The 26,639-nt window shown below is 70.2% G+C and carries 16 protein-coding genes; 5 read left to right on the forward strand and 11 right to left on the reverse strand.

The annotated features are described in order from the left end of the window. Positions 1-3: 3 nt before the first annotated feature. From FRANEAN1_RS28235 to FRANEAN1_RS28265, 7 genes are all read right to left on the reverse strand, one after another. Positions 4-1,020 carry a polyprenyl synthetase family protein gene (locus tag FRANEAN1_RS28235; protein ID WP_020463166.1) on the reverse strand — a complete coding sequence of 339 codons (1,017 nt, stop codon included), beginning with the start codon at positions 1,018-1,020 and terminating at the stop codon, positions 4-6. Further along, a complete protein-coding gene (gene hpnE / locus FRANEAN1_RS28240) occupies positions 1,017-2,705 on the reverse strand; it encodes a hydroxysqualene dehydroxylase HpnE (RefSeq protein WP_020463167.1) in 1,689 nt (562 codons plus the stop codon). The genes FRANEAN1_RS28235 and hpnE overlap by 4 nt, the downstream gene beginning before the upstream one ends. After that, complete coding sequence (gene hpnD, locus FRANEAN1_RS28245; RefSeq protein WP_020463168.1) at positions 2,702-3,604, reverse strand: presqualene diphosphate synthase HpnD; 903 nt, start codon at positions 3,602-3,604, stop codon at positions 2,702-2,704. Before hpnD ends, hpnE begins: the two co-directional genes overlap by 4 nt. Beyond that, entirely contained in the window at positions 3,601-4,740 is a 1,140-nt protein-coding gene (gene hpnC, locus FRANEAN1_RS28250) for a squalene synthase HpnC (protein WP_020463169.1), read from the reverse strand. The genes hpnD and hpnC overlap by 4 nt, the downstream gene beginning before the upstream one ends. Before the next feature lie 690 nt (positions 4,741-5,430). Beyond that, the gene (locus tag FRANEAN1_RS28255; protein WP_083788347.1) at positions 5,431-6,159 is read right to left on the reverse strand and encodes an SDR family NAD(P)-dependent oxidoreductase; all 729 of its coding nucleotides are present in this window, start codon (positions 6,157-6,159) and stop codon (positions 5,431-5,433) included. A gap of 512 nt (positions 6,160-6,671) precedes the next feature. Further along, positions 6,672-7,292, reverse strand: coding sequence for a DUF192 domain-containing protein (locus FRANEAN1_RS28260; protein WP_020463171.1), 621 nt, complete (start codon positions 7,290-7,292; stop codon positions 6,672-6,674). A 16-nt stretch (positions 7,293-7,308) separates the two neighbouring features. After that, positions 7,309-8,184: a TetR/AcrR family transcriptional regulator gene (locus FRANEAN1_RS28265; RefSeq protein ID WP_020463172.1), complete on the reverse strand. Its 876-nt coding sequence runs from the start codon at positions 8,182-8,184 to the stop codon at positions 7,309-7,311. A 203-nt stretch (positions 8,185-8,387) separates the two neighbouring features. Between FRANEAN1_RS28265 and FRANEAN1_RS28270 the strand changes: the two genes are divergently transcribed. Further along, a complete protein-coding gene (locus tag FRANEAN1_RS28270) occupies positions 8,388-10,646 on the forward strand; it encodes an MMPL family transporter (RefSeq protein ID WP_020463173.1) in 2,259 nt (752 codons plus the stop codon). Positions 10,647-10,811: 165 nt separating this feature from the next. On the opposite strand, the gene FRANEAN1_RS28275 is transcribed toward FRANEAN1_RS28270, so the two are convergent. After that, positions 10,812-12,152 carry an aspartate aminotransferase family protein gene (locus FRANEAN1_RS28275; protein ID WP_020463174.1) on the reverse strand — a complete coding sequence of 447 codons (1,341 nt, stop codon included), beginning with the start codon at positions 12,150-12,152 and terminating at the stop codon, positions 10,812-10,814. A 162-nt stretch (positions 12,153-12,314) separates the two neighbouring features. Between FRANEAN1_RS28275 and FRANEAN1_RS28280 the strand changes: the two genes are divergently transcribed. Further along, positions 12,315-13,508: a glycerate kinase gene (locus FRANEAN1_RS28280; protein WP_020463175.1), complete on the forward strand. Its 1,194-nt coding sequence runs from the start codon at positions 12,315-12,317 to the stop codon at positions 13,506-13,508. Positions 13,509-13,861: 353 nt separating this feature from the next. Here FRANEAN1_RS28280 and fxsT (FRANEAN1_RS28290) read toward each other — a convergent pair whose 3' ends face one another. Then, positions 13,862-17,785: an FxSxx-COOH system tetratricopeptide repeat protein gene (gene fxsT / locus FRANEAN1_RS28290; protein WP_041254874.1), complete on the reverse strand. Its 3,924-nt coding sequence runs from the start codon at positions 17,783-17,785 to the stop codon at positions 13,862-13,864. 9 nt (positions 17,786-17,794) lie between these two features. Further along, the gene (locus FRANEAN1_RS28295; RefSeq protein WP_347176794.1) at positions 17,795-19,231 is read right to left on the reverse strand and encodes a TIR-like protein FxsC; all 1,437 of its coding nucleotides are present in this window, start codon (positions 19,229-19,231) and stop codon (positions 17,795-17,797) included. A gap of 485 nt (positions 19,232-19,716) precedes the next feature. Between FRANEAN1_RS28295 and FRANEAN1_RS28300 the strand changes: the two genes are divergently transcribed. Genes FRANEAN1_RS28300 through FRANEAN1_RS28310 form a run of 3 tightly spaced genes read left to right on the forward strand, consistent with a single transcriptional unit; the run spans position 19,717 to position 23,112 of the window. Then, positions 19,717-20,013, forward strand: coding sequence for a hypothetical protein (locus FRANEAN1_RS28300; RefSeq protein ID WP_041254875.1), 297 nt, complete (start codon positions 19,717-19,719; stop codon positions 20,011-20,013). Positions 20,014-20,033: 20 nt separating this feature from the next. Next, positions 20,034-21,278, forward strand: a complete 1,245-nt coding sequence (locus tag FRANEAN1_RS28305; RefSeq protein ID WP_020463178.1) for an FxsB family cyclophane-forming radical SAM/SPASM peptide maturase — start codon at positions 20,034-20,036, stop codon at positions 21,276-21,278. Next, positions 21,268-23,112, forward strand: coding sequence for an HEXXH motif domain-containing protein (locus FRANEAN1_RS28310; RefSeq protein WP_020463179.1), 1,845 nt, complete (start codon positions 21,268-21,270; stop codon positions 23,110-23,112). Before FRANEAN1_RS28305 ends, FRANEAN1_RS28310 begins: the two co-directional genes overlap by 11 nt. A gap of 44 nt (positions 23,113-23,156) precedes the next feature. On the opposite strand, the gene fxsT (FRANEAN1_RS28315) is transcribed toward FRANEAN1_RS28310, so the two are convergent. Then, positions 23,157-25,706 carry an FxSxx-COOH system tetratricopeptide repeat protein gene (gene fxsT, locus FRANEAN1_RS28315; protein WP_020463180.1) on the reverse strand — a complete coding sequence of 850 codons (2,550 nt, stop codon included), beginning with the start codon at positions 25,704-25,706 and terminating at the stop codon, positions 23,157-23,159. Positions 25,707-26,639 lie beyond the last annotated feature (933 nt).

Raw genomic sequence — 26,639 nt, forward strand, 5'->3', positions numbered from 1 at the left:
CCCTCAGCGATCTCGTTCGGTCACGAACCGCGCCATCGCCAGCAGCTCCGCCTCGGCCGACGCCGGGATCGAGATCGAACGCAGCGCGTTTTCACACGCCTTGAGCTGGCGGTCCGCCTCGGCCGTGGTCCAGTCGCGGCCACCGGCCCGCTCGACCAGGGCCGCGATGCGGTGCAGGTCGTCCTCGGAGGCCTCACCCTCCTCGGTGAGGAAGGCCCGCAGCTCGTCGGCGTCGTCTCCGCCCGCCTCGAGCGCGACGACCACCGGCACCGACTTCTTCCGCGAGCGCAGGTCGTTGAGTACGGGCTTGCCGGTCACCGCCGGGTCGCCCCAGATGCCGAGCAGGTCGTCGATGAGCTGGAAGGCGGTACCCAGCCGCGAGCCGTACTCGGCGAGGCCGTCGACCACCTCGTCGGGCGCGCCGGCGAGGACCGCGCCGAGGGAGGCCGAGCAGGCCAGCAGGGCACCGGTCTTGCCGTCCTCCATGTGCAGCGTCTCGGCCACCGAGACGTCCGAGCGGCTCTCGAAGAGGAGGTCCTCGGCCTGCCCGCGGACCAGGTCCTGGACGCCGGCGCCGAGGATCACCGCGGCGCGGCGGCCGGGCTCTCCCTCGACCTCGAGCAGGACCTGGGTGGCGAGGCCGAGCAGTGCGTCGCCGGCGAGGATGGCTCCGTCGGCGCCGAAGACCGTCCAGGCGGTGGCCCGGTGGCGGCGCTCGCGGTCGCCGTCCATCAGGTCGTCGTGCAGCAGCGAGAAGTCGTGCACCAGCTCGACCGCGACCGCGGCCGGCAGGCCGACCTCGGCCGGGGCGCCGGCCGCCTCGGCGGAGAGCAGGGCGAGCGCGGGCCGGACGAGCTTGCCGCCGTTGCCGGGCACCGGCTCACCGGCCGCGTCCACCCAGCCGCGGTGGTAGGCGACGACGTGGCGCAGCCGGGGGTGGAGCCGGTCCACCGTGGCGCGCAGCGCGGGCACCGCCAGGGCGCGCCCGCGCTCAATCGCTTCCGGAACCGTTGTGGTCATACCGGGAATCCCCCCGTGGACTTAGACGTCTCTGTCTGGGCCGTCGCTGTGTGTGGCGTCGCTGTGTGTGGCGCCGCCGGTTCAGCCGCTGTCGCCGCGGCGCTGACCGTCCGCACGTCCACGGTGCCTGCCTCCGTCGCGACGGCGGAGGCCGGGGTGAGACCTTCGATGTCCCCAGAACGGGTCGGTGCCTCGCCGCGCGACTCGCCGCGTTGCCCAGGCGGACCGTGACCGACCACAGACAGTGCGCTTCCGACTACCCCCATGCCGGCGAGCGTCTCACGGGCCGCGGCGATCCCGCTACGCACAGCACCTTCCATGGTCGCCGGCCACCCGGTGTCCGTCCACGTGCCGGCCAGCGCGAACCCGGGCAGGCTGGTCGCCTGATCCGGGCGCAACCCGAGCGAACCGGGCGCCTGCCGGAAGGTCGCGGTGCGCTCCCTGGTCACGAACACCTCGAGCAGCTCGGCGGCCCGGGCGGCCGGGAACAACCGGCGCATCTCCTCGACGAACAGCTTTCGCAGGTCGTTCGCGGGCTGGTCGACCCATTCCTCCGCCGCCGACTGCGACAGCGCGAGGTACTGCGCCCCGGGCGGGCCCACCTCGGCCAGGCCGGAGGAGACCGTCCGGTCGAAGATCCACTGAATGGGCGAGCCGACGACCGCGAGCATCGGACCGTCGAGCACCGGCCGATCGAAGATCATGTGCACGTTGATGATGGGCGAGACGCCGAGCTCGCGCAGCTTCGCCGGGTCGACGCCGGAGCCCTCGGGCAGCAGGCCGGCGGCGGCCGGCGGCGGAACCGCCAGCACCACCCCGTCCGCGACCAGGACCTCGCCGCCGTCCAGGGTGACCTCCCAGCCGGCCGCCGACCGGGTGATGGCCCGGGCCTTGGTCGCCGTGCGGACCGTGCCGCCCACCGCCTCCAGTGCCCGCACCGCCGCGTCGCCGTGCAGTTGCTGCAACGGGGCCTCGGGCCAGCCCAGGTCACCCGCATCGGCCCCGTCGAGCAGGCCGGTGCGGACCACCTTGGCGGCCAGGCCGAGTGAAGCCTCGGACGCCGGCGCGTTGAGGGTCGCGACGGTCAGCAGCTCCCAGAGGGCCTCGGTGGCCGCGGCGCTCTGGCCGTGCCGGCCGAGCCAGCCGCCGAAGGAGTCGCCGTCCACCGAGGGGTCGCGCTGATCGAGGCGGCCGATACGGAAGGCCGCCAGCGCCGCGCGGATCCGGTCGGCGGGCGGGATCGCCCGATACCCCAGCAGGGCCGGGGCGAGGTGCAGCGGAGCCGGCAACGGCACCCTGGTCCGGCGCAGCCTGGTCCGGGTCAGCGAGCCGGCGATCAGCACCTCGACGTCCAGCCGCGGCTGCAGCGTGGTGAGGTGCGTCACCCCCAGCCGGGCCAGCAGCCCGCGGTAGGCGGTGCAGCACCGCATGAACACGTGCTGACCGGTGTCGATCCACAGCGTGCCGTCCTGGAACTTGCGCTGGAACGAGGTCGTCGCCCCGCCCAGACGCGGCCGGGCCTCCAGCAGCACCGCCTCGGCACCCTCGTCCGCCGCGACCAGCGCGGCGGCGATACCGGCGAGGCCGCCGCCGATGACGACCACCCGCCGCCCCCGCGCCGCCGCACCGGTCCCGGCCCGATCTCCCGGCCGGTGACCCGGCCGCGTGTCCCCCCCGGCGCTCATGCCGCTCTCGCCTCCGATCTGCCGGCGAGGCTGCGGGCGGCCACGACCGCCTTCTCCCAGCCCGGCAGTGACAGCCGGCGTTCCAGGACCGCGGTGGGGTCCTGCCGGATGCGCCGGTTCAGGCGCAGGTAGATCCCGGCCATGGCACCGCAGCAGGCGGCGCTGCGCCGGTCGAGCAGGCCGAGCAGCGCCAGGCCCCGCGTGTACCACTCGTCGGCGCGCGCGGCGCAGTCGCGCAGATAGTCCACCAGTGCGTCCTCCGGCCCACCGAGGCGCCCGGCCGGGCTCACCACCAGGGTGACGCCGGCTTTCTCCAGCTCCGTCGAGGGCAGGTAGATGCGGCCGTTGAGGAGGTCCTCGCGGACGTCGCGCAGGATGTTGGTCTGCTGGAGCGCCACGCCGAGCGCGTCGGCGATCTCGGCCGAGCGGGCGTCACCGGCCGACCCGTCCACGCCGAAGATGCCCAGCGAGAGCCGGCCGATGGTGCCCGCCACCAGCCGGCAGTACCCGACCATGTCGTCGAACGTCTCGTAGGGGACCCCGTGGACATCGCTCTCGACCCCGTCGGCGAGCTCGATGAAGGCTTCCATCGGGACGGGGAAGCGGCGGGCGGTGTCCGCGAGCGCCACCATCACCGGGTCGGAGCTGTTGATGTCCAGCACGCGGACGTCTGCGCGGACCTTCTCCAGGCCGGCGAGCTTCTCCTCATCTGGCAGGTCGCCGTCGCCGATGTCGTCGAGGCGACGCGCCAGGGCGTACACCGCGGACAGCGCGCCCCGCTTCTCCGCCGGCAGCAGGCGGATGCCGTAGCTGAAGTTCCGCGCGGCCTCCCGCGTCAACGCCTCGCAGGAGGCGTAGGCCTCGGCGACGGTGGAGCTGCCCGGGACACCCGCGCTCATCTGGCACCCTCCGGGACGTCGACGTCGGATCCGGCGGGCGCCGGAGCCGGGACGGCACTCGCCACCGCGGCGCCCCCGCCGGGGGTGGTGGTGGGAACGGTGCCGCTGGGAACAGGGCCGCTGGAACCGGTGCCGCCAGCAGCGGCGGCGCCGGGAGCGGTAGTGCTGGGAGCGGTAGTGCTTGAAGCAGTGGCGGCGGTGGCGGCGGTGCCGGCGGCGCGGGCGGCCGCGGCCTGCCCGGGCACCAGCGACCGGGCCCACGCGGCCGCGGCGAAGGCCGCCATCCGGGGCTTGGGGGCCTTGGGCGCGCCACCGAGCATGTCGTAGTCGGCGCGGCGGATCGCGTCGAGCGCGGCCCGGCCGCCCCCCACGAATCCGGCCATCGCCAGCCGCAGCCGGCCACCGACCAGGTTCACCAGCGGTGCCCCCTGGTCCAGCAAGGTCCGAGCCCGGGCCACTTCGAAGGCCATCAGGTGCCGCACCGCGGGCGAGGCGACCGGCGCGGCCAGGTCGGCCTCGGTCACCCCGAACGCGTCCAGGTCCTCCAGCGGCACGTAGATCCGGCCGGCCGCGAGGTCCTCGGCGACGTCCTGGAAGTGCTCCGCGAGCTGCAGCGCGGTACAGATGCGGTCGGACAGCGCGATCCGCGCCGGAGTCGCCAGACCGAACACCCCGAGCACCATGCGGCCGATCGGATCCGCCGAGAGGGTGCAGTACTGCACGAGGTCCTCGTAGGTGTCGTACCTGGTGACGATCTGGTCCTGCTGGTTGGCCTGCACGAGCCGCCGGAACGGCTCGGCCGGCAGGTCGCAGGCCCGCACTGTGTGCGCGAGCCGACGGTGGACGGGCAGCTTCGGCTCGCCGCCCGACCAGATCAGCTCGAGGTCGGCGGCAAGCTCGTCGAGCAGCGCCAGGCGGTCGCCGGGGGCCTCGTCACCGATGTCGTCAACGAGACGTCCGAAGACGTACAGCGCGTTGAGGTGATCCCGGGTCGCGGCGGGCAGCAGCCGCGAGGCGACCGGGAAGTTCTCGGCGGGCGCGGCCAGCAACACCTGCTCGGTGGGCGTGGTGAGGTCGGTCGCGCCGGGGTGGGCAGACGGTCGCGGTGGGCCGGTTCGGGCGTCGATTGCGGTCATACGCCTCTCCTTAACGTGGCGGTCTGCGCTCCGGGTGCGCGGTGCGGTGTGCGTCGTGTGCGTTGTCCGTGCGGTGGTGGCACGTGCCGGTCATGGCGCGTGCCTGCCGCCGGTACGCGCCGTGTCGCCGCCAGCCGCCTCCGGTGACCGGGCGGGCACCGGCCGGATGGGCACCGGCCGGGTTGCCGCCGCGAGGGCCGGAGAAGGCCCGGTCCCGGTGGCGGAGCCCGGTCGTTGTGACGGAGTCCGGTCTCGGTAGCGTGACCGGGTCACCCGGTTCGGTGGCCCATACCGGCTCCGCTCCGGATCCCGCCGCCGGCTCCCCGCCGCCGACGCACCCACTCGATCAGGTGACGACGCGACGAGCCACTCGACAGGCACCTCCGGGGACCTCCCAGGTTGTGTTCGACGGCGACCTGGTCAGCGTGTCGGTCAGGCGGAGCGCGAACCCGAGCGGTGGTCCACCCGGGCAGAGCACGCCATGGTCAGGGGCGCGGCGGGCGGCATTCCCGGAGTCGGGTGCCCGGGGCAACGGGCACACCTCCCGGTCCGCGGGCGGACCCGCCCCCGCCGCCGGTGAGACGGCGGCGACGGGCCGCGCCGCGGCTGCCGCCTCGCCGCCGGTGGGGGTGCCACCGGCGGCGACTCAGTAGTCGACCTGCTCACTCACCTCCTGGGCCGGCCTCGGGCTCATCCGAAGACACCGGCCAGGCGGCGGTACAGAGAAGGAGCCGCGCCGTGCACGCGCGCGGCCGCGGACAACCACCGTGGCACCCATACTTCGGCGTCTCCCCGACCGGCGGCAGCGATCATGCGCTGCGCCACCAGACCGGCCGGGATGGGACGCGGCCACCGGCGCACATACGGTGCGCCACGCCGGTGAAAGAAGGGGGTGTCGACCACTCCCGGTAAACACAACGTCACGCTGATGCCGCGTCCGGCTACTTCGGAACGAAGCGCGTCGGCGAAGCCCACCATCGCCGCCTTCGTCGCCGAGTACACGACCTCGCCTCGCACACCCAGCGCGCCGGCGACACTGCCGACCAGGAGGATTCGCCCCTCCCCCCGGTCGAGCATCGCCGGCAGCATCGCCCGGACCAGCATCATCGGGGCCAGGATGTTCACGGCGACGAGATCGTTGATGGCAGACGGGGGCATCACGTCGAACGGCCCCGCGGCGCCCAGGCCCGCCGAGCAGATCACCAGATCCACGTCGCCGAGCAGCTCCGAGGCGCGAGAGGCCACCGTGACCTCGGAGCCGGGACGTGCGAGGTCCACGGCGATCCGATGGCCCTGCGTAGCGGCTGCCACCTCGTCCAGGGCCGGGCCGTTCCGCCCGACCAGGAGCGATCGGCAGTTCTGGTCGGCGAGCAGGAGCGCCGCCTCCCGGCCGATGCCGGAGCTGGCTCCGGTCACCACGGCTGTCCGTGGCGGCCATCCCCCCGGCGAGGCGGATCGCGCACCGCTGGATACGACGGTCAGGTTCCCCTCGCGGGCGGCTGCGCGGGGCCGAGTGTTCACGGCCCACCACCTCGGGTCACACGGTCCCCCCCGTGGTCCCGTTCCGGCACAGGTTTCACGTCACCTACTGCTTCCGTTTATGTCGCCCTCCACCATCGGCGTTCCACGTGCGGCGGGATCAGACCTGCACTCCCGCCCACCGCCGGCTCGCTTCGAGCGGCTCCACCATTTCATCGTCCCGAGGCCGGGTCGTCCATCGTCAGATGGACGACATCGGACCTTGCTCCCTTACCACACATTCCTGAGACCAGCGGCGGACCAGATGCGGATTCACCTCACCGAAGCCACCAGTCAATTCCACCCTGGTTTTCGGCGTGGAATGACACAGCATTGACATCTACCGGACATCGAGACGTAGCTCACGCCCGCGGGAGCCACCACATCTGCCGACCATCGGCTACACCCTGCCGTCAGTCCGAACCGATCGCCACCGGATCACTGGTGGCGACTCCGGCGAAGGTGTGTGCCGGTGCCTCCACTGCGTGTGTGTATGCCCCGTCCGGGTAGTAGACCGGGCAGGCCGACGGATCGTCGCCCGAACACGGCGTCATCTCCCGCACGCTGACAACCCTACCGTCTCGGACAAACATGATCGAAAGAGGCAGCAACGTCCGGAACATGTAGAAGCCGGACGTCGTCTCACCGCCAAAATCAAAGATCATGCCGTGGTCGGGCGGAAGCCAGGTTCGATACATCAGGCCACGGCGCCGCTCGTCGTCACTGTCGGCGACTTCTGCCGTGACCGTCCGGTCGCGAACCCGCACGGTGACGGTCTCGGTGACCGCCCCCGGTGCTCCCGCGCCCGCCGCGTTCCGGGCAGCCGCCCCGGGGGGCTCGGGCACCGGCACGCTCCCGGCACCCGTGAGCCCGGCGCACGCCGCCACGGAGGCCGCCAGGGCGACCACCGCCAGCACGCCGGCCGCCTGTCGTCCGGCCGACATCCCGCCAACCGACGTCCCGCCGGCCGATCTTCCGCCGGACGGCGTCCCGCCGGGGTTGTGACGCGGGGGGACGACGCGCCCGGAGGGCACGTCCTCCCGCCTCCCGTCACCGCGCCGGCGGGTCCACGGGCTGCTCGGATCCGAGCGCGGCAAGAGCAGCCTCCACGATCACACGCTGAAGTTCTGTCGGCAGCAGCGGCGCGAGTGGGGACAGCGCACCGACGCCGCCCGGAGCACGGACACCCCTGTCTCGTGCATGGGTGTCAGTCGCGGTGCGCACCGGGCGGGCGTCGCCGACTGTCTGGATGCCGTCCGCCGCGGGAGTGCCCGGCTGCGATGCCGGGTCCGCCGCGCCGTCCGGAACAGCCGCGCCGCCGCATCCAGTAAAGCTGCTCAGGGCCCGGATGCCACGCGCGATCCCCACGCCGGTGGTGGTGACGCTGGTGGCACGCCCGGCGCCGGCGGCCTCGGGCCCGCCCGCGGCGCCCCGGACCCGCTCGACGGCGGTCCCAAGGACCCCGCTCTGGATGCACCCGACCGCGCAGCGGGCCCGCAGCATCCGAGCCGGGGTGGGATCCGGCCCGGCGATCGCCCGGACGATCACCTCCTGCTGGGAGGTGATGTCGTCCTTTCCGATTCGCCGGTGCAGCACCGACGGATCGTTCGCGAAGGCGCAGAGCACTCCCCCGGTCTCCACCAGCAGGGCGACCATGCCCTCGAGGATCGCCCGCGGCGGCGGATCCTGGCGGGCGAGCTCGACCAGTTGCTCCAACCTGGAGACGAACGGGGAGATCAGCGCGTCAAGGATCGTCTCCTTGGACGAGAAGTGGTAGTAAAGCGCGGCCTTCGTCACTCCGAGTCGCTCAGAGATGTCACGGACCGAGGTGCCCGCATACCCTCGTTCCGCGAAGAGCTCCACAGCGGCCGACAGGATCCGCGTGCGAGTGTCCACCCCCTGCGGACGCACGTGCCCAGCGACCACCAGCTCTGCACCCCCAGAGAACGAGTCAGCCGCGAATGTTACTCTGACTCCTACCTACTGAACGATCGGTAAGCTGGCGGGCGGCCAGATCCCCCCGATCAGGTGCACCTCGATCAGGGGCACGACGAACGCCGCCGTCGATCAGTAGGTCAACTGGCAGACCAGCCACAGACCGGCACAACCAGCATCTCCGAGGGGAAATCGTGGCAACGCTCGCGCGCTGGTGCTTCCAGCACCGCCGGCTCGTCCTGTTCCTGTGGATCGCCGCCCTCGTGGGGCTGACGGCGCTCGGCCGGGTGACGGGCAGCGACTACAAGGACGCCTTCTCCCTGCCTGGGACCGACTCCCAGAAGGCCATCGACATCCTCGAACGCGACTTCCCGGCGCAGTCCGGCGACAGCGCGTCCATCGTGCTGCACGCCCGCACCGGTGCGCTGAGCGATCCCGCGGTCGAGCCCCGGGCAACGGAGATGTTGGCGAAGATCGCCGACCTGCCCCACGTCGCCGAGGTGGTCAGCCCGTTCACCGTCGACGGCGAGGGCCAGACCAACCCTGACGGCACCACCGCCTTCGCGACCGTCGCGCTCGACCTGCCCGGCAACGAGCTGCCCCTCGACGACATCGAGCGCCTGGTCGACACGGCCCGCTCCTATGACTCCGGCGCGCTGCAGGTCGAGCTCACCGGGCAGGTCGTCGCGATCGTCGAGCAGCCGCAGCAGAGCGCGAGCGAGCTCATCGGCGTCGTCGCCGCCGCGGTCATCCTCTTCCTCGCCTTCGGCTCCCTGCTCGCGGTGACCCTGCCCCTGATCACCGCCATCATGGCGCTCGGCGTCGGCATGGCCCTCATCGTCCAGGTCTCGCACCTGACGACCGTCGCCGAGTTCAGCACCATGCTCGCGACGCTGATCGGCCTCGGCGTCGGCATCGACTACGCGCTGTTCATCGTGAACCGCCACCGCATCGGCCTGCGCGCCGGCCGCACGCCGGAGGAGTCCGCGGTCACCGCGGTCAACACCTCCGGCCGCGCCGTGATCTTCGCCGGCATGACGGTCTGCATCGCGCTGCTGGGCCTGTTCGCACTGGGGGTGACCTTCCTCTACGGGGTCGCCCTCGCCGCGGCCCTGACCGTCGCGATGACGATGCTCGCCTCGGTCACCCTGCTGCCCGCCCTGCTCGGCTTCTACGGGTCGAAGGTGCTCAGCCGCCGGCAGCGGCGCCGGATGGCCGAGCACGGCCCCGAGCCGGAGCAGCCCTCGGGGTTCTGGTGGCGGTGGGCCAAGGGTGTGGAGCGCCGCCCGGCGGTGCTCGCGGTGCTCAGCGCCGGTGTGATCGTCCTGATCGCGATCCCGTTCCTGTCCCTGCGGCTCGGCTCGTCCGACCTCGGGAACGGTGCCGACACCAAGACCAGCAAACGCGGCTACGACCTGCTCGCCGACGGCTTCGGCCCCGGCTTCAACGGCCCGTTCATGCTGGTCACCGAGATCAACTCGCCAGCTGACCTGCAGACCATGAACCAGGCTGTCGAGGCGGCCCGCAAGGCGGAGGGTGTCGCCTCGGTGACCCCGCCGCGCCAGAGCCCGAACGGCCACGCCGCAATCGCCACCCTCTACCCGACGACGAGCCCGCAGGCGGCCGAGACCGCCACCCTGCTCGACCGGTTGCGCGACGACGTCATCCCGGCGGCGACCGGGGGCGCCGCCTCGCCGGTCTACGTCGGCGGCATCACCGCGGTCTTCGAGGACTTCTCCGGAGTGCTGTCGAGCAAGCTGCCGCTGTTCATCGGGATCGTCGTGGTCCTCGCGTTCCTGCTGCTGGTCGTGGTCTTCCGCAGCCTGCTCATTCCGCTGACGGCCTCGCTGATGAACCTGCTGGCGGTGGGCGCGGCGTTCGGCGCCGTGGTGGCCGTGTTCCAGTGGGGCTGGCTGTCGGACCTGCTCGGCATCAGCCCCGGGCCGATCGAGTCGTTCCTTCCGGTCATGCTCTTCGCGATCCTGTTCGGGCTCTCCATGGACTACGAGGTGTTCCTGGTAAGCCGCATGCACGAGGAGTGGACAGCCCGGCGAGACAACCGCATCGCGGTCTCCCTGGGCCAGGCCGAGACCGGCCGGGTCATTTCCGCCGCCGGCGCAATCATGACCCTGGTGTTCGCCTCGTTCATCCTCGGCGACGACCGGGTCATCAAACTGTTCGGCCTCGGCCTGGCACTCGCCATCCTGCTGGACGCGTTCGTCATCCGCACGATTCTGGTGCCGGCCCTCATGCACCTGTTCGGCCGTGCGAACTGGTGGCTGCCGAAGGGCCTCGACCGGGTCCTGCCACGGGTCTCCGTCGAGTCCGCGGAGGACATCGAGGAGATCCGCCACACGCCGCTGCCCGCGGACGCGGTCGGTGACACCGTTCCCGCGCAGCCGCACGGCCCCGCCGACGGCCGGGACGCCACCGAGCCCGAGCGCGCCCACTAGGCGCTCTAGCCGGACTCGCTGGTCCTGACTCGCCAGCCGGTGCCCGGCCTGGCTCGCCCTCCGACAGGGGCGAACCAGGCCGGGCATCCGCCGTTTGGGGGCCCGGTCTGGTTGCCCCGACGGCGGGGACGGGGGAGGCGGGCCGGCCGACGCCCCGGGCGCGGGTTACCCGGTGTAGCAGCCGTCCGCGACGGCCAGGGCCTCGTCCAGGATCGACAGGCCGAGGGAGACATCCTCGGGACTCGTGGTGCACGGCGGCACGACATGCACCCGGTTGAAATGGGTGAACGGCCAGAGGCCGCGTTCCCGGCAGGCCGCCGTCACGGCCGCCATCGGCGCGGCCGCGGCACCCGCCGCGTTGAACGGAACCAACGGCTCCCGGGTAACCCGGTCACGGACGAGCTCGACCGCCCAGAACACCCCGAGCCCGCGCACCTCACCCACGCTGGGATGCCGCGCGGCAATTTTAGCCAGTTGCGGCCCGATAACCTCGGAACCGAGCGCACGGGCCCGGCCGAGAATGTCCTCGGACTCGAAAGCCCTGATGGACGCCACCGCCGCCGCGCAGGCAAGCAGATGCCCCGAATAGGTCAGCCCGCCAGGATACGGCCGCCGCGCGAACAGGTCCGCGATCCGCTGCGAAATAATCACCCCGCCAAGCGGCACATAACCCGAGTTGACGCCCTTCGCGAAACAGATCAGATCGGGCACCACATTCCAGTGGTCGATCGCGAACCATTCCCCGCACCGCCCGAAACCCGACATCACCTCGTCGGCGATCAGCAGTATTCCGTGCGCGTCGCACAACTCCCGGACGCCCGCGAGGTACCCGTCCGGCGGCACCAGGATCCCGTTCGTACCGACGACCGGCTCGAGGATGACCGCGGCGATCGCCGACGGCCCCTCCAGCTCGATCACCTCTGCGAGGTGCGCGAGCGCGCGCTCCCCCTCCTGAGCCGCGTCGGCGGCGTGGAAAGACGACCGGTACGGATAGGGGCCGAAGAAGTGCACCACACCGGGAATACCCGGTTCGCTCGCCCAACGCCGCGGCTCCCCGGTCAGCGTGATCGAGCCGCCGGTCGAACCGTGGTACGACCGGTAGGCGGCGAGGATCTTGTTCCGCCCGGTGGCGAGCCGGGCCAGCCGCACGGCGTTCTCCGTGGCCTCCGCTCCCCCGGTGGTGAAGAACACCTGGTCCAGATCGCCGGGAGCACGCTCGGCGATCAGCCGCGCCGCCTCCGAGCGCACGGCGTGGGCGTGCTGCGGCCCGACCGTGGTCAGCTCCCGGGCCTGCGCCACGACCGCCTCGACCACCGCCGGATGCTGGTGGCCGATGTTGGCGTTCACCAGCTGGGAGGAGAAGTCGAGGTACCGTGTGCCACCCTTGTCCCAGAACCAGCTCCCCTCGGCCCCTGCGACCACGAGCGGGTGCGTCGTCTCCTGCGCCGCCCAGGAGTAGAACACGTGCTCGCGGTTCTCCGGGTGGGCCGAGCTCGCCTGCGTCATCATCGTCTCCCTGTCTGCGGACCAACCCAGCTCGCGGCAGCCGTCCCACGCGCCAGCTGCCCGGCAGTATTTCCCGCCACCAGCCCGATTTCCCGCCGCCAGCCCAGCCTGGCCGGACCGCCGCGGTAGGCGAGCATCGGTTCAGGCCTCTCCCGGAGTGTCATGATCCCCTCACCTGACGCGGTGCCCATCCCACCCACCGCGCCATCCGGCAGCCCGCTGCGGATCGTCATCGCGCCCGACTCATTCAAGGGCTCGCTCTCGGCCACGGAGGCGGCGACCGCGCTGGCCCGAGGCTGGCGCACGGTACGCCCGGACGACGTTGTGCTCACCGTTCCGATCGCCGACGGCGGCGAGGGCACGCTCGATGTCTTCAGCGCGGCCGTCCCGGAAGCCGTCAGGAACACGCTGGACGTCACCGGCCCCGACGGCCGACGGGTGACAGCGGGGTGGCTCGCGCTGCCCGGCGGGACAGCCGTGGTCGAACTGGCCCAGGCGAGCGGCCTTCCCCTCATGGCGGACCTTGATCCGCTGAATGCCCACACCGTCGGGCTCGGCGAGACCATCGCCGCCGCCCTCGACGCGGGCAGCCGGCGCATCCTCGTCGCACTCGGCGGCTCCGCGTCCACGGACGGCGGGACGGGACTCTTGACCGCGCTCGGCGCCCGCTTCCTCGACCCCGCCGGCCACCCGCTGCCCCCCGGCGGCGGCAGCCTCCGCTCGCTGGCCACCGTGGATCTGACCAGCCTGCGCGCCGCCCCTCCCGACGGCGTGCACTGCCTGGTGGACGTCGACGCGCCCCTGCTGGGGTCGACGGGAGCCGCCGCTGTGTTCGGACCGCAGAAAGGCGCCGGGGCAGCGGAGATCACCCTCCTCGACGCGGGCCTGGCCCGGCTGGTCGAGTGCATGGAACAGGCGGGCGCGGCCGCGGGCCTCGCCACACTGCCCGGCGCTGGGGCGGCGGGCGGCACCGCCTACGGGCTCGCGGCGGCCCTGGGCGCCACCCTGGTGCCCGGCGCGACCACCATCGCCGAGCACGCCGGACTGCCGGCAGCCCTCGCCGGCGCGGACCTGCTGATCACCGGCGAGGGGCGCTTCGACCACACGTCCCGGGCCGGGAAGGTAGTCGGCGCGGTGTCGACGCTGGCAGCCGGGGCCGGGCTGCCCCTGGTGGTGGTCGCCGGCCAGATAGCCGCCCGCCCGCCGATGGGCGGGGACGCAGTCGCGCTCACCGACCTCGCCGGCGGGACGGCCGCGGCGATGGCTCATCCCGTCCACTGGCTGACGCAGGCGGGCGCTCTCCTCGCTCGACGTAACTCGGACGGCGTGACGAGAGCGGTAATCCGGCAGCCGTAGGCTTCGTTCTGGCGCAGGGGATCCCCGGACCAGGCGCGGTGTCCACGTGTTTGAGCCGGAACGGACGGAAGCGAGCAGGACATGGGCGACGGACCGATCGAGATCAAGTCGGCTCTGCCCGACCTCTGCGATCTTGATCTAGACGCTCTCGAGAGTCTCGAGATCCCAGCCCTCACCCGTGCCACTGAACGACTCCGCAAGGAGGCAGTCGGTCCGGACAAGTCCTGGGCCGGGTTCCAATCCAGCGCGCAGCAGCAAGCTTGATCGGTGCAGGCCGGAAGGGCGGCCCGCACCGGCTCCTGCCTAAGCAACGGCCTCGAGGCATCCCCCGCGCCCCTGCGATGGAGGGCTGTTCAGATGGGAGGAGGGTCGATGTCCAGGTCGACTCGCCGGCCCCGGCCCAGCGCCACGACGACGGGATGTTCCACGCCCAGTCGCTCCCCGAGCTGACGGAGCAGGCCAGATCGCTGCGCCCGCGCGTTTTCCAGGTCCCCGCTTCGCTGCTCGTCCGCCGCCAGGTTCACCGCGGCGATCAGCGTCACCGGGTGGTCCTCCCCCAGCTTGGCCTGCAGGACGTTCCACGCCCCCTGGTCGAGTTCGCGGGCCGCGGCGATCCGCCCGGCATCAGCGTGGCAGTTCGCCACGTTCATCGAGCAGAAGACCGTGAACGGGTGCATGGCGGAGAGCGCCGACCGCAGGCCGTCCAGCGTCTGCTGGCCCAGCACCTCGGCGGCGATGTGCTCGCCGCACTGGCGCGTGGCAATGACCAGGCTGTTGGCGGCGGCAAGCGTGTAGATGTTCCGCTCACCCAGTCTGGACCGGGCCCGCCGGTGGGTCTCGTCCGCCAGCCTCCGCGCCGTCGCGGTCTCACCCACCTCCAGCAGGACGCCGACCAGGCAGACTGCGACCGCGAGCGCCTCTGACTGCCCGGGATCGGCGTGGGCGCGGAACCTGGCGTGGGCATCCTCCGCGATCTCGCGGGCGCGGCCCGAATGACCGGCCCAACGGAGCGACACGGCGTAGTTAGTCATTGTCCGCAGCCGGTCCAGGTGATCGTCACCCAGCGCCTGGCGAGACCATTCGAGCGCGCCTTCGAGAAGAGTGAGCGAGGCCGGGTACCTCCCGTTCTCTCGAAGGTCCCGGGCATAACTCTCCAGGTACATGAGCGCCGAAACATCGGCGTCCCCCGTGAGCCTGCGGTGGCGCTCGAAGACCTCCTCACTCATCTCGAGTGCCAGTTTGAAATCGCCCAGGAAACGCAGGGAGACGGCCAGGTTGTTCGCCGCCTTGAGCGTCTCCGGATTGTCGAGGCCCGCCGTCTCCCGGTAGCGGGCGTACGTATCCTCATCGAGCAGCCAGGCCGCCTCGTAGTCACCGACGCCGCGGTAGTCACCGCCCAGCGCCATCGCGGCGCGCAGGCTGAGCGGATGGTTCGGGCCGAGAAGGAGAACCAGCCGTTCCCGCGCGCGGAGATCGAGCACCCGGGCCTGTTCGACGTCGCCGAGCGCCCGGTGACTGTCCGCCAGGTCCAAGGCGAGTTGCAGCGTACGCTCGTCGTCGTCTCCGAAGCGCTCCCGCCACAGGACGAGCGTCTTGCTGGCGAGGTCACGGCAGCCGATGTGATCACGCTGCAAATACAGACATCGCACCTGATGACGGACGAGGCGGGAGACGTCCTCGCCGCGAGCGGTCGGCGCGCGGGTGGGTCCCAGGTGCGGGCGGATCAGGGCGTAGCGCTTCCAGTTCTCGGGATCGTCGGGATTTCCCGGATCGGCGGCCGCGAGGATCGCGTACACCCGGGCCCGGACGCCGGCCCGTTCGGTGGGGGTCAGCTCGTCTCGTATCGCGGTCTGCACGAGGCGATGCATCATCAGGCTTCGGTCGGTGGAGTTCACCCGCGCGAGCGCGTGCTCGCTGATCTGCCGCACGGCCTCGGCCAGCGTGAGGTCGTCCCGCAGCGTCTGGTCCGTGACGTCGGCAAGAACGGCCAGGCCGTCCCCGGCGAACAGCTCGAGGCTGATCGGTTCCGGCCCGAAGAAGGCGCAGAGCTGCGCCAGCCGGGCGGACGTGGGGGCGCGGGAACGCAGCCGCTCCATCGACAGCAGCCAGGTCATGGCGACCGGCCGCGGGTAGGTCGGGACCTCACCCTCGAGCAGCAGCGGGCCGGGGCTGCTCTCGAGCAGCTGCAGGTAGCGCTCCGCCGGCATCCCGGTCTCCGCATGCCAGGCGCCGGCGTGCTCAAGCGCGAGGGGAAGGTCGCCCAGCGCCTCGGCGAGCCGGGTCGCGACCTCGGTCGTCAGCGCCGGCGAGCTCCGCTGGAGCAGCTCGACACTCTCGTCGCGGTTGAACACGTCGATCTCCACCGGGGACTGCCGGCCCCGCCAGCGCTGGTTACGGGAGGTGATGACCACATGCCCCGAGCCGTTCGGAATGAGGGGAAGGATCTCGTCCGGGGTGTCTGCGTTGTCGAACACGAGGAGCCAGCGCCGGTACGGCACTCCCTTGCGCAGGGCGTCGACCAGGCTGTCCACCGGGTCCCGCCCCTGCCGGACGGGCAGGCCGAGGGTGTGGGCGAGGCGGGTCATGTCACTGCGCGCCAGCGCCGCCTGATCGCAGCCGATCCAACAGACGAGGTCGTAGGTCGAACCGAAACGGAAGACATACTCGGCGGCGACCTGGGTCTTGCCCACACCGGCGAGCCCCTGCAGGACCAGGGTGTGGGCCGCCGGCTTGTCGGCACCCATGAAACGGTTCCGCATGTCCATCAGCAGCGCGTCCCGGCCGACGAACATCGGGTTCCGCGCAGGCACCCCCTCCCAGATCGCCGGGGGGGAGCCGGGATAGCGGACATCGGTCGCGTCCGCCGGCCGCGTGCGGGTGGTGACCGCCAGTCGGGACGGCCGGCCGGCCGCGGCCACCAGTGCTCGGCGGGCCGGTGCTTCGGCAAGCCCGACGAGATCCGCGTGGTCACGCGCGGCGCCCTCCGGCGGCAGGCGAACCTCCTCGACCCGGACCGGGACGAGGAGGCGCTGGGCCCCGTCCGGATCGAAGGTCAGGCTCCGCCGCCACCGTTCCATCGCCTCGGCGGAACGGAGGTAGGCGGCCGACACGATAGCCACCATTCGCCGGATCGGCTCCGGCTCCGTGTCGTCCTTCCAGCCGGCCCCGGACTGACTGATCTGTTCGAGGATCACCTGGAACCCGGCCGCCTCGAGCTCGGCGGCGACCCACTCCGCCCAGGGGCGGTCGGTCGAGGCGTGGCTGACGACCATGTCGGTCGGGATCGATACTCGCGACCGCTCGAAAACCGCGAGAGTGCTCCGGCGCCGGGACTCGTCCTGCGGAGGAAGCGCGGCGACCATACCGTCAGTCAGGTAGGACGCCAGCCTCTCGTATGCGGCCAGCAGAGTGCCCTCCTGGAGCGGGCGGTCCCCAAAGACGGCGAGGATCTCCTCATACGCGTAATAGGGCTTGTAGGGGATCTCGACGTCACCCCAGTAACGCTCCTTCGCGCGTTCATCGAAGCCATGCAGGAACGGGTCGAATGCCACCCGTGCGACATCCCGACCGAGCTCGAGTTTTCGCTGCTCGCCGTCCTCGACCCGCATCGGGACGGGCAGCTGTAGAATCTCGCGCCCCTCCTTGTGTGCCGCGATGGAGCGGGAGACGGCGACCGCACCCTCGATACTCTGCGTGCTGAGGGTGAAACAGTTGACCACGATGTCGGGCAGCTGGACGGTGCAGATCCCGGCCGTGTCGCTCAACCCGGTGCGGCTGTCGATCAGGACCCACTCATAGGAGGACCTCATGTCCTGGCGAAGCGCGTCGACGAATTCCCCTCCGCCCTTGTCCGCGTAGAACGCGTTCCAGTCGAACGTGCCGACCCGCTGGGCGTAGGCTGCGTCGTGCCGACCGGAACAGACGAAGTCCACGGTCCCACCGTCGGGAAAGGGCCAGTTCAGCGACGCCGCGTACGGCGTGATCGTGGTCGACCGACTGAACCAGTCGTCGTCGTTCGGCCCCTGCGGCGACATGACCGTCACCGTGAACTCCCAGATCATGTCCATGATCCCGGGAGTCGACCGGAGGTCGGGATCGTGGAGGAAGGGGTGGAAGTAACGATGGAGGCCGGGAGCCTCCAGGTCCCAGTCCACGACCAGCACCCGGCAGCCGCTGCTCGCCAGCAGCCAGGCGGTGTTGGCGAGCGCCATGGACCGGCCGGTGCCACCCTTGTAGGAGTAGAAGGTGACGACGGTTCCGAAGTCCGTACCAGACACCGACACCGCCTAGGGGCCGGAAAGCCGGGGAAACCGACGGGGGTTGTCCCCCGTCGGCCGCAGGGCCCGCCGGTACTCGAAGATCCGCGCTTGCGACTCGACGATTATCTGGACCAGGGCCAGGTCGAACTCCTCGCAGGAGTGGACATCCATGCGGAACAGCTTGTCCCGGCGGACGAAGTTGTTCCGCAGCGCGGTCGCCAGTACCTCGGTGAGATGCGCGGAGTTGGCATGGGTCTCCAGGTCGTGCGGGTTCACCGGCACCAGGACGCCCGACGTCGGCTCGTTGCGAACGTCGTAGGTGGCCAGGGCCCGACGCACGTTCTCCAGTTTGGCCGCCCACATGTCCACAACGAGGATCACGATCTCGTTGCGGACCTTTGACTGCTCCAGCAGATCGGAGACGCCGTGGTCCAGTGGCACGATGTTCGAGACAAGACCCTGCCTGGCGGCAACCATCTGGGCGATCACGCAGACCCGGTCGTGGGCACGAGGCTTGTACGGCGTCCACTCCTCGAAGGTCTCGCCGTAACAGTCGAGCTGACGGCGCAACGTGGCGATCTCCTCGGCCGACGTCGAGGCGAACACGAAAGTCACGCGGCCCGGCCCGCCCACGATGGGCGACGGCGCCTCCTGGAGCGGGCGGGGCGGAGTCGAGGACTGGGGCGGATCAGGCGCGGGCGCCGTCTGCCGATCCGGTGACGGCGGCTTGCCCTGCCCCTTGTCCACCACGGGGACGTCGTCCTCGGCACGGTCGGCTCGCGGCGGGTCGGGAACGACCGTCGCCCGCATCTCAGGCGGCACATCTTCCTGATCACGTGTCAACGGTGGCCTGGCGAGTACGCGGAATGCGTCGGGAACCTCTTGGAGTGGCGGGATCTCGGACTTCGGGGCCAACGGCGAGTCCTCAGCGAGTTGGACGATCCGAACCGCTAATGTCAGCACGAACTCCTGGTACTCGTCATGATTGCGCTTGAGCTGCATGAGATACCGCAACCCGAACTGCGTGTACGTCTTCCCCAACCCGCTGTGATCATACTGCAACCGGGCGAGCAGCTCCGGCGGATCGCGTAACGGCGTCCAGATCACGGGAAGCAGCGCCGCCGGACAGGCCTGGGCCGATGCGGCGGCGGAGCGCAGCCGCTCGTCGAACATCCCCCATTCACGGCCGCAGTGCTCACTCGCGAAGAACGAGGGCGAGCACATCGCCACGAAGGTTCTGCACCGGCAGAGTGCCGCGCCAAGCTCCGTCGACCAGGCCTCCCCCGGCTGGATGCTGCGCTGGTCAAGGAAGCCAACGGTGTCCGGGTCCGGATGACCCACCCGGCGGCGCACCTCGGCTCTGAGATCACGGAAGAACCGCTCGAGCAGCGGGTCGTCACGGCTGTCCGCCCTGGCATAGCTGAAAAAGAAGTACAGCGGCCGCGCGCTCCAGGCTTCAGGCATGCCGGCCGGCGTCAGCCGATGCAGGTACCCGTGCTCGGGTACCCCGGGAAAACCCCGGGAGGTCGTCTTCCGTATGGGACCGACCCTGGGCAAGCCCCCGCCCGACGCTCTCCCCCGACACCGAGTGGCCCCTCTCCCGCGGCCCGGCGTGGCCGCGCCACGTAGGCCGGCTCAAGTTAGGGTGCACTCGGCCGGATCCATCCTCCCGACGGGCGAGAACAGATTCTACGTCGTCTCGCGGGTACGCACCGGCCGTGGATTGCTGATCGACACCGCTACGGAAGACGCAGTCCACCATGACCGGGAGCGAGCCTTCCCCGAAGCACGACATCGATAGGTTACGAAACCAGCAAAGGACGGGATCGCTTCCGTCCCCACGGACCCGGGGAACGTACCGTCGAAACGGCGGACTTCAACAGGAGCGAAGCACCTGCGCGCGGCACCGGCTAGATTAGAGGACCGGGGACGGCCGAGGAGGACACCTGATGGACGACTCGTCTTCCGACATCGAGACGTATCTGCCGGACCTGAGCGTGTTCCGGCTCGACGAGGTGGCCGCGACGGGCAATCGAACCCTGCGCCGGGTCGCCCGCCACCTGGCCATGGAGGCCACGCGGGCGGGCGCACCTCTGTCCGGCTTCTCCTCCAGCGCCGCACCATTTGGCGAGACAGGTACTCCGGAGAGCCGGATTCTACCGGCTGCTCTTCAGTCGGCGGAGGAATCCGCAGAATTCCAACAGCCGCCGGCAGGGTTCCAATCGTCTCTCACCCCGACCTTCTGACGCCGGAACGGCGAGATCGTGTGATCGGCCCCCTCGGCACCGCCTATGGAGATCCGTCGGACGAATGGCCCGCCAACGAGCTCGACTTCCACCGGCTGACCGCCGCGGGATGGCGGCCCACGCCCTTCCGCCAGATCGTCCTCAAGATCAATAGCAGATGCAATCTGTCCTGCACCTACTGTTATGTCTACCACCAGGCCGACCAGAACTGGCGGCAGCAGCCCGTCACGATGAGCCCGGCGGTGGTGGAGGCCACGGCACGCAGGCTCGCCGCACACGCAAAGACGCACGAACTCCCATGGATGCAGATCATCCTGCACGGCGGTGAGCCGCTCCTGGCCGGCCACGACCACCTCCGGAACGTCGCGGAGCGTCTGCTCGCCGCGGTCGGCACTGACACCGCCGTGGAGTTCGTCCTCCAGACCAACGGCACTCTGATCGACGAGGTGTTCCTCGAGCTCTGCCAGGAGTTCCGCATCCAGGTCGGGGTCAGCGTCGACGGCGATCTGGCGGTCAACGACCGGCGCCGGACCCGTCGCAACGGGAGTGGGAGCCACGCCGAGATCGCCCGAGGCCTGCACCTGCTCACCTCGGAACGTTTCCGGTCGATCTTCTCCGGGCTGCTCTGTGTCATCGACCCCACGAGCGATCCGGGAGAGGTGTACGAGAGCCTGCTGGCATGGCGGCCACCGAGCGTCGACTTCCTCCTTCCGCACGGGAACTGGACGGCCCGCCCACCGGCCCGGGACAGCGACGAGACGTCAACGCCCTACGCCGACTGGCTCGGCATGGTGTTCGACCGTTGGTATCCGGCCCCCAGCCACGAGACGGACATCCGCCTGTTTCTGGAGATCATCTCGCTGATCCTCGGCGGCCACAGCCGCATCGAGACGGTCGGTCTCTCGCCCTCGTCCGTCGTCGTCGTCGAGACCGACGGCTCGATCGAACAGGTCGACGCGCTCAAGTCCGCCTATCACGGCGCGGCATCCACCGGCCTCACCGTTACGCGCAATGACCTCGACGAGGCGCTGCGCCATCCAGGTATCCTTGCCCGGCAGATCGGCGCCGCCGCGCTCGGCCGCGAGTGCACGCGATGCCCGGTGCACCGCGTGTGCGGAGGTGGATATTATCCCCACCGGTATCAGGCCGGCAGCGGCTTTCGGAACAGATCCGTCTACTGCCCGGATCTGTTCGCACTGATCACACGAATCGGCAAACAGATCCGGGCAGATATCGAAAAGGCAAAGCCGCAGGGTGAACATTGAATTCCATCGGCTCGCGCTGGCCGACTTCGACGACCTCGCGGCCGGTGGCGGGCGCACGGGAATCGTGCTCGGCCTGCGGAGAACGCAGCTGAGCAAGCGGCTACTCGCACTCCACACGGTGATGACGGACGCCGGCGAGCGGGCCCCGGCGGCCGTCGCCGCCGGTGGCCTGACAAACGCCTACGGCGTGCTCGCCACAGCCCAGCGGCAGGCCCCGGAGACGACCGAGACAGTCCTGCTGTCACCAGGCCTCGGCCTGTGGGCGATGCACTGCCTGCGTCGGCTCCACGGGAGCGCCAACCCTGCCACGCCGCTGGAGGAGGATCTCGGGATCCTCGGCAGCTACGCCGTCGCCGCCGCCCTGCGCGCCGGCCTGTGCGCAACGGTGGCCGTCCCGCTCCGGGACGGCCACCTGCTCATCCCGGCCGTCGGCCGGGTCCAGGTCGGACTAGCTGGCTGGGCCACGGTCCGGATCGAGGGGACGGTCCTGCACCTGACCCCCGGCCAGGTCGACAACCCGCAGAGCGACTCCCTGGCGTTGGAGATCCCGAGCGATCCGGCCGCGAAGCCTCCTTTCCCGGCTCAGTCGCAGGCCAGCCAGTGGCACATGGTCCCGGAGCTGGTGAGCATCGCGAACCGCCGGCGCATCGCCCTCCTGCTCGACGATGTCGACCCGGCCCGAGGGCTACTCAAGCTGCCGATAGCGCCCGACACGGCGACCGAGAATGTCGACGTCTGGCAGCAACGCCTCGACGACGGCTGGCACATCCTCGGCGACTACGATCCGTTGATCGCGGAGGCCGTCGCGGCCGGGCTGGCCACCATCTTTCCGCTGGCCTCCTCGTCATGGGCCGAGGAGCTCAGCGCCTCGTCCGGCGAGGCCTTCGGCGCGGTGGCCCTCACGCTTCCCCGGGATGGGCTCTCGTTCGCCGCGGCGCTGGTCCACGAGTTCCAGCACACGAAGCTCTCCGCGTTGCTTGATCTGGTGACCCTGGTCAAGCCGGCCGACGAACGGCTGTTCTACGCGCCCTGGCGACGTGACCCGCGCCCCCTTCCAGGTTTGCTACAGGGCGCCTACGCCTATCTCGGGCTGACCGGATTCTGGGATTATCGACGCCTTGCGGAAAGCGGGGACGAATTTGCCCACTTCGAGTTCGCGCGATGGCGGGATGAGGTTTGGCGGGTCCTGAGCACGCTGCGCTTCTCCGGCGCGATGACACCGCTCGGGCTACGTTTTCTGGACGGCATGCAGTCAACCATCTGGTCCAGTCGCCAGAAACCTGTTCCCGACGGGCCTGGCGAACTCGCACGTAGGACTTCTGACGACACGAGAATTACCTGGCAGCTCCGTAACGCTGAGCCCTCGCCGGCTCAGATCACGCTGTTGGCCAAGGCCTGGATCGAGGGCAGCCAGCCACCGCCGAAGACGCGGATACCGACGCGCATCGTCCCGGGGCGCCGCGGCCTGGTCACCAGCTCGCGGCTTGCGCTCACCCAGCTTCGTCTGCTGGACCCGAAACGATTCGAGGCCGCTCGACAGGGCGTTCCCCATGTTCTCGACGCCACCGTCTCCGCGGCCGATCGGGCTCTCGCGTTCGGGGATACCCAGACCGCGGCACAGGTATACAAGGAAGAAATAGAATGTGAGCCCGACCTGCTCGACGCCTGGGCCGGCCTGGCATTGTGCCGGCGGCAGCACGCCGCACCGGGATCTCGCACCCTGGTCGCCCGGCCGGAAGTCGTTCAGCGGTTGCACCGAAGAATCGAGGAACTGTCCGGCCTCCGCGCCGATCCGGACGCCGTCGCCTCCTGGCTACCCGAACCGGTGCCCTGACCGGGCCGGATCCACCGCGGCCGGCAGACGAGTCTCCGGTGGGCCTACAGCGGCGGCGGCTCGAAGTCGAAGTCGAGCCGCTCGCCGCGCTCACCGGCCCGCACGTCGGGATGCTCCGGGCCCAGAACCCGGCGGTAACGGGTGACGGTGTCGGCGGAGAGGTTCTTGGCCTCGTCGTTCCGGCCGAGCTGGGCCAGGTCCAACGCGACATTGGTCGCGCAGACCAGGGTGTGCGGGTGATCAGGACCCAGCAGGTCACGGAACGAGTTCAGGGTCTGTTCCCCGGTCTCCAGGGCCTCGCTGACCGCACCCTGCGCGGATCGAGCGGTGGCCAGGTTCGCCCGGCAGGTCAACGTGAAGTGGTGGTCCGGGCCGAGCCTGCCTTCCAGACCCGCGAGCGCGTCCTTGAGCAGGCGCTCGGCCTCGTCGACCCGGCCAAGCTGACGATGGACCAGCGCTAGGTTCAGATAACAACCGTAGGTATACGGATGGTCGGCACCAAGAGCTTCACGATACCGATTTACGGTCTTCTCGATACGCTCCGCCGCGTCATTCGGATCACCCGCGACCCGCTGCGCATTCCCCAAATTGATCGCGGCGGCAAGGGCTTCGGGATGTTCTTTTTCGAACTGCCGACTCTCCGTGTAACGACCGTAGACCTGCTCGGCGAGCACCAGGGCCTCGGGGAAGAGCCCGGCCTTCCGCCGGGCGACCGAGAGATCCTTCGCCTGCGCGAGAACGTACGGATGATCGGCGGTAAGTCGCCCACGGTCGACGAGATCTTCATAAACCCGGTAGGCGTGTTCCGCCGCATCCCGGGCTTTCAGGTAATGGCCCGCCTGCCGCAGGTCACGGGCGACAGCAGCCAACGAGAGCGCAACCCAAGGATCCGTATCACCGCCCGACAGGTCCCGCCTGTTGGCGAGGTTCTCCTGATCCCGCCGCAGCGCAAGCTCATAGGAGCTGTTGAGGCTGTAGTCCAATGCGAGATTGTTGACACAAAGAAGGGTTTCGTGAGTATATGTACCGAAAACTCTTTCGTGTCGGGGAAGGGCGTCCTCGTCGAGCACGAGCGCCGCCCGGAACTCGCCGCGGGAACGCAGGTCGGCGCCATGGCCGTTGAGGATGATCAGAGTCTCCTCGTGGTCCGGCCCGAGGACCTCAGTGATCGCCTCCAGGGTGGGCCGTCGCAGGTCATATGCGTCCTGAGATCTACCTAGCGACCAGAGGATGTTCGCCTTGATCCCCTTCAGCACGAGCACGTCCGGATCGCGCTCGCCGGAGGCCTTCTCCCACTGCCGCAATGCGCGGTCCGCCTCGTTCAGGCCCGTGGTGAAGTCTCCGACGTTGTACAGGTACCCGATGATGTGCTCGATGAGCTGACGGGCCGGGACCTCGGTGGACTCGAAGACACCGGAGGGCACGATGTGTGGGAGCAGGTTCTCGAACTCGACCCGGTTCTGGGTCTCGGAGTTCCCCGGGTCGGCGGCCACCAGCAGTGCGTGGACTTCGTCCCGCATGCGGGCCTGCTCCTCGGCCGGGAGCTCTTCGCGGATGAGCATCTGGACCAGGCGGTGCACCTGCACCGTCTTGCGACTGGTGTCGATCTTCGCTAGCGCATAGCGGCCGAGTTCGCGCATGGCGCGGCTCACCAGCAACCGGTCCTGCATCGACCGGCCGAAGTCGGAGCTCAGGGTGTACTTGCCGCGGTCGAGCATCTCCAGCGAGATCGGCTCCGGGCCGAAGAAGGCACACCGCCGCAGCAGTTCGAGCGCGAAGGGCGCCTGATCGCGCAGCCGGGTCACCGACAGGCTCCACGCGGCCGCCACCGGCTTCGAGTAGTCGGACGGCGGGTTCTCCGCCAGCAGCCGACTCGACGCCTCCCCGAGCAGGTCCAGGTACTCCTCGACGCCCATCCCGGTTTCGAACTGCAGCGCCCCGGCCTGCTCCAGCGCCAGCGGCAGGTCCCCGAGCGCCTCGGCCAGCCGGTTGGCGTCGAACTCCGCGATGCCGGGAACCCGACGATCGAGGAACTCCAGGCTCTCGCGGCGAGCGAAGACGTCGACCTCGATCGTGTCGACGATGCTCTGCCATCGCCGGTTACGCGAAGTTACGAGTACATGGCCGGGGCCGTGGGGCATCAGGCTGCGGATCAGCTCGGGCTGGTCGGCGTTGTCGAAGATCAACAACCATCGGTGGTAGGGCTCGCCCCGGCGCAGGGCGTCGAGAACGGCGGCAACCGAGTCCTCGACCCGCAGCAGGCCGCCCTCGGACAGGCCGAGACGAGGCGCCAGCGCGGCCAGGTTGGAGCGGACGAGCGCCGGCTGGTCGGCGGGGATCCACCAGATCAGGTCGTAGTGGGACTGGTACCGGTACGCGTACTCGATGGCGAGGTGAGTTTTCCCGACACCACCCAGGCCCTGGAGGGCGTGCGGCAGGACGGCGGTGACGTCGGTCTGCTCGGAGGAGACACGGCGACGGAGCTCGGCGAGCTGGCTTTCTCGCCCGGTGAAGTTCTTGTTCCGCTGGGGTACACCACCCCAAATCATCGGAACGCCTCGACTCGGCCCGCTCGCCGAGTCGAACTCCACCACCGAAGCCACCTTCGACCGCCCCCGCCCGACTGTCGGTACAGAACAGCCGCCGAGCATACGAGCCGCGCACACTGGCCCAGCACATGCGTCGACGGCGCGCCGCAAAATCTTCGTAGACTCTTCGATGATAACATCGGCTAGTGGCTCTGGCGCCATTCCGCAAGCCCGCCCGCGAGTCGGTCGGGCGATGCTCCCGACCTTCTTCCGGCCCAGGCCAACCTACCAAAGCCCGGCCCGAATGTCGGGCGCACGACACCCCGGCTCCCAATGACGAACGAGCGGGGCAACGAGGGCCACGTGGTGACTCCCCGACGCGCACCTCCGTACACATCGGCCCACGACGGCCCGCCGTTCCACGGCATCTCCTGAACTGCGCGTTTTCGCAGGTCAGAAGCTATTTCCAGCGTTGGGCGGCGAGCACCACATCGACGGTGGGCATCCACGCGGCCGGTTGGTGCGGGGTCGACGGGGCCTCCTTCCCTCCAGATTGGGTCTCGGGCCCTCGGTCGACGGAGTGGGCCGACCAGGCGCCGGCAGCGCACCGGATACCGCGATCCCGCGCCGTACCGGCCGGCAGGTTCCGGCCAGTCCGGACTATGCCCACCGATCAGGAGGAGCGACTCCGGAACGAGGACGACGAAGCGCACACACTCGATCACCCGGACTGTGCCGCCTCGACCGAGCCCGCGGCGGCGATGACTCCCCGTCCTGCGAAAATCTTGTCATGTGCAGAGGTCGGCTCACAGTGGCCGCCAAATGTCGGAGAATGATGCGGACGGTCCAGGAGCGCGCGGCGGCAGAGCCGGGCCGGGCCAGGTGGATACCATTCGCGGGCACGGTCGCGTCAACGCCGAGAGGCTATCAGTACTGTTGAATAACTACTATCCAACCCTCGCCGCCAAATTTCCGCCGAAAGGCACAGGAAACGCTCAG

This window comes from Parafrankia sp. EAN1pec (assembly GCF_000018005.1).
Taxonomy (GTDB): domain Bacteria; phylum Actinomycetota; class Actinomycetes; order Frankiales; family Frankiaceae; genus Parafrankia; species Parafrankia soli.

What these genes read in the sequence shown, in the direction of transcription:
- FRANEAN1_RS28235 (WP_020463166.1), bottom strand. Translation starts at nt 1,020, where the DNA reads ATGACCACAACGGTTCCGGAAGCGATTGAGCGCGGGCGCGCCCTGGCG.
- hpnE (WP_020463167.1), bottom strand. Translation starts at nt 2,705, where the DNA reads ATGAGCGCCGGGGGGGACACGCGGCCGGGTCACCGGCCGGGAGATCGG.
- hpnD (WP_020463168.1), bottom strand. Translation starts at nt 3,604, where the DNA reads ATGAGCGCGGGTGTCCCGGGCAGCTCCACCGTCGCCGAGGCCTACGCC.
- hpnC (WP_020463169.1), bottom strand. Translation starts at nt 4,740, where the DNA reads ATGACCGCAATCGACGCCCGAACCGGCCCACCGCGACCGTCTGCCCAC.
- FRANEAN1_RS28275 (WP_020463174.1), bottom strand. Translation starts at nt 12,152, where the DNA reads ATGACGCAGGCGAGCTCGGCCCACCCGGAGAACCGCGAGCACGTGTTC.
- FRANEAN1_RS28280 (WP_020463175.1), top strand. Translation starts at nt 12,315, where the DNA reads ATGATCCCCTCACCTGACGCGGTGCCCATCCCACCCACCGCGCCATCC.
- FRANEAN1_RS28295 (WP_347176794.1), bottom strand. Translation starts at nt 19,231, where the DNA reads ATGCCTGAAGCCTGGAGCGCGCGGCCGCTGTACTTCTTTTTCAGCTAT.
- FRANEAN1_RS28300 (WP_041254875.1), top strand. Translation starts at nt 19,717, where the DNA reads ATGGACGACTCGTCTTCCGACATCGAGACGTATCTGCCGGACCTGAGC.